Source organism: Bradyrhizobium sp. UFLA05-112 (genome assembly GCF_053572325.1).
The window spans coordinates 1-2,802 of record NZ_JBANBK010000189.1 but is presented as its reverse complement, the minus strand read 5'-3'; the positions used below and the strand labels follow the sequence as shown (position 1 = coordinate 2,802).

4 protein-coding genes are annotated in these 2,802 nt (G+C 63.7%); all 4 read right to left on the bottom strand.

The features are described from left to right. Positions 1 to 26: 26 nt before the first annotated feature. Entirely contained in the window at positions 27 to 266 is a 240-nt protein-coding gene (locus SO180_RS42235) for a hypothetical protein (RefSeq protein ID WP_449384682.1), read from the bottom strand. Continuing rightward, a complete protein-coding gene (gene tnpC / locus SO180_RS42230; RefSeq protein ID WP_449384681.1) occupies positions 263 to 1,912 on the bottom strand; it encodes an IS66 family transposase in 1,650 nt (549 codons plus the stop codon). The genes SO180_RS42235 and tnpC overlap by 4 nt, the downstream gene beginning before the upstream one ends. Positions 1,913 to 1,977: 65 nt before the next feature. Further along, positions 1,978 to 2,325: an IS66 family insertion sequence element accessory protein TnpB gene (gene tnpB / locus SO180_RS42225; protein ID WP_449384680.1), complete on the bottom strand. Its 348-nt coding sequence runs from the start codon at positions 2,323 to 2,325 to the stop codon at positions 1,978 to 1,980. Continuing rightward, entirely contained in the window at positions 2,322 to 2,744 is a 423-nt protein-coding gene (gene tnpA, locus SO180_RS42220; protein WP_449384679.1) for an IS66-like element accessory protein TnpA, read from the bottom strand. Before tnpA ends, tnpB begins: the two co-directional genes overlap by 4 nt. Positions 2,745 to 2,802: the final 58 nt, after the last annotated feature.

Below are 2,802 nucleotides of genomic sequence, written 5' to 3'. Positions count from 1 at the left end.
GTATCCATTCGGCGTAGGCCGCAGGGTCACCGCCTGAGCAGTTCAGGGTTCTCTTTGTAAACCTTGATGAGCTCGATCAGGTTTTCGATGCCGAAGTCGGTGAACGCCTGAACACCGTCTTCACCGACGCCATAGACCCAGATCACGCCGTCCTCGATCTCCATCCCGATGGCGATGTCGCGCAGCCAGTCTTCATCTTCGCCGAGGTCCATTGCCACCTGGGTAATAGTGGTGACGTGATGGACCTTGTTGACGTGCGTGGTCATGCTGCTCGAGCAGAGATTGCTGATCCCGGCGTCCAATTCCAAGGCAGCAGCTCGTCCAGCCGATGAACTGGGTGGGCGGCGATGCGGGCAAGGATGTCCGTGAGCCAGGCTTGCGGATCAACGCCGTTCATTTTGGCCGTGACGATCAAGCTATACATGGAAGCCGCGCGCCGCCCACCGCGGTCAGAGCCGCAGAACAGCCAGGCCTTTCGCCCGAGCGCTATACCTCTTAATCCTCGCTCGGCCGCATTGTTGGAGAGACAGACGCGTCCGTCCTTCAGGAACAGCGTGAAGCTCGCCCATCGCTTCAGGATGTAGTTGAACGCCTTGGCCAGGTCGTGCCCACGGGACAGCTTGACGAGCTGCTGCCGCATATAGACCTGAAGGTCCTCGACCAGAGGCCGGCTCAGCGTCTGTCGCACCTCCAGACGCCCTTCGGGGCTCTTGCCATTGATGGAGCGTTCGATCTCGAACAGTGCATCGATCCGCCGCACGACCTCGACCGCGATCGGTGAGAGCGGGATCTCCTTCTTTCCGCTGGCCTTGCGACGCGCATTCTCTTCGATATCGGCCATGGCGAAGAACGGGCGCCGCGCATGGACCCAACATGCCGCTTCCCGGATCGGTCCGGGCTGGCGGCCCGCCAGATAGAGCTGGTTGTACCCGTCATAGGCGTCGGCCTGCAGGATGCCGGCATACCCCGCCAGATGCGCCTGGGGATGCTCGCCCCTGCGATCGCGGGAGTAGTAGAACATTGCCGCCGGCGGCCCGGCGCCGCCAAACGGCCGGTCATCCCGGACGTAGATCCAGCAGCGTGCCGTATCGGTCTTGCCCTTGGCCAGCACTGGCACGGTCGTATCATCGGCATGCAGGCGCTCGGCCGCCATGACATGGGCTTCGACCAGGCGCAGCAGGGGCTCCAGCGACGCACTGACCGATCCCACGGCGTCCGCCATGGTCGACAGCGCGATCGGCACGCCTTCCAGGGCGTAGCGCTCAGCCTGGCGGTTTAAAGGCTGATGTTGGCCGAACTTCTCGAACATGATCATGGCCAGCAGGCTCGGGCCGGCCCATCCCCGTGCGACGGCATGGAATGGTGCCGGGACCTGGCTGATCTTCTCGCAGTCGCGGCAGGAGAACTTCTCCCGCACCGTCTCGATCACCTTCCACTGGCGCGGCACCACTTCCAGCGTCCTCGTCACGTCCTCGCCGAGCTTGCGCAGACGGTTGCCGCCGCAGCATTCGCAAGCCGTCGGCGGCTCGATCACCACCCGTTCTCGTGGGAGATGCTCGGGGAAGGTCTGGCGCTCGGCGCGCTTGCGCGTAAATCCGCGCACCGTCGTCGTCTTGGCCACGGCCTCTTCCGCCGCCAGTTCGTCTTCAGTGGCGTCGGCTGCCAATTCCTCGAACGTCAACGCCAACTGCTCGATCAGGCGCGACGAGCGCTCCGACCGCTGGCCGTAGATCTGATGCTTCAGCTTGGCGATCTGCAGCTTTTGCTGGGCGATCAGCGCCTCGTCTTCCGACGCTTTCGCGCGGGCGACCGCGAGTTCAGCCGCGATCTCCAAACCCTTCGCGCGCTCGACGGCCAGAGCTTGTTTCAGGGCGGCAACGTCATCCGGAATCGCGTCGCGGTCAGCATCCATGTGACGCAGTGAATCACAGATTTGATGCGTTGGGACTCCCCCAAAATGCCCCCGCCGGTCTTCGCTCAGCCCGCACTCCGCGGCCGCCAGGTCACTTGCGGATTCCGCCAGTCGATCCCTTCGAGCATATAGGCCATCTGTGCCGCTGAGATCGATATTGCGCCGGAAGACGCCGAAGGCCAGATAAACTTGCCGCGGTCCAGGCGCTTGGCATAGAGCGACAGCCCGATCCCGTCATGCCAGAGAATCTTGACCAGATCGCCGCGGCGGCCCCGGAAGATGTAGAGATCGCCGGCATGGGGATCGCGCTTCAGGCTTTCCTGGATCGTAAGCGCCAAGCTTTGCATGCCGCGGCGCATATCGGTGTGGCCGGTCGCGATCCAGACCCTGACACCGCTCGGGGTTGGGATCATTGCCGCCTCAGAAGCTCAAGGACCCGCTGCAGCGCCTCAACATCCACGTCACGGTCAACGCGAACACGACAGCCGCCAAGCTCGATCTCGATGATTCCGGCCTTCGTGCGCGGCGCAGGAGACGAAGACAACGGCCTCGGCGCACACGGCGATGCCGGGGCCGGCGCAGGGGTGATCTCCACAGGAACAAGCGCCGGCACGGCATCCCCGCTCAGCCGGCCTTCGCGCGCCAACCGGCGCCACGTGAACAATTGGCTCGCAGACAAGCCGTTGCGCCGCGCCGTTACCGACACCAATCGTGGCCCGCCGTAGCTCTCGGCAACGATCCGCTGCTTCTCCTCGAATGTCCAATGGCGCCGAGCGCCCGTCGAGACAATTTCCAGCCGAGAGACCTTCGGCATAGGCGTATGGTCAGTCATACGCCTATGTCTTCAATCTCCATCACACCGCGCAAGGCGGCCTTCGCCGGAGCGATAC

Excerpts from the sequence above, each read along its gene's own strand:
- SO180_RS42235 (WP_449384682.1), bottom strand. The coding sequence starts at position 266 with ATGACCACGCACGTCAACAAGGTCCATCACGTCACCACTATTACCCAG.
- tnpA (WP_449384679.1), bottom strand. The coding sequence starts at position 2,744 with ATGACTGACCATACGCCTATGCCGAAGGTCTCTCGGCTGGAAATTGTC.
- tnpB (WP_449384680.1), bottom strand. The coding sequence starts at position 2,325 with ATGATCCCAACCCCGAGCGGTGTCAGGGTCTGGATCGCGACCGGCCAC.
- tnpC (WP_449384681.1), bottom strand. The coding sequence starts at position 1,912 with ATGGATGCTGACCGCGACGCGATTCCGGATGACGTTGCCGCCCTGAAA.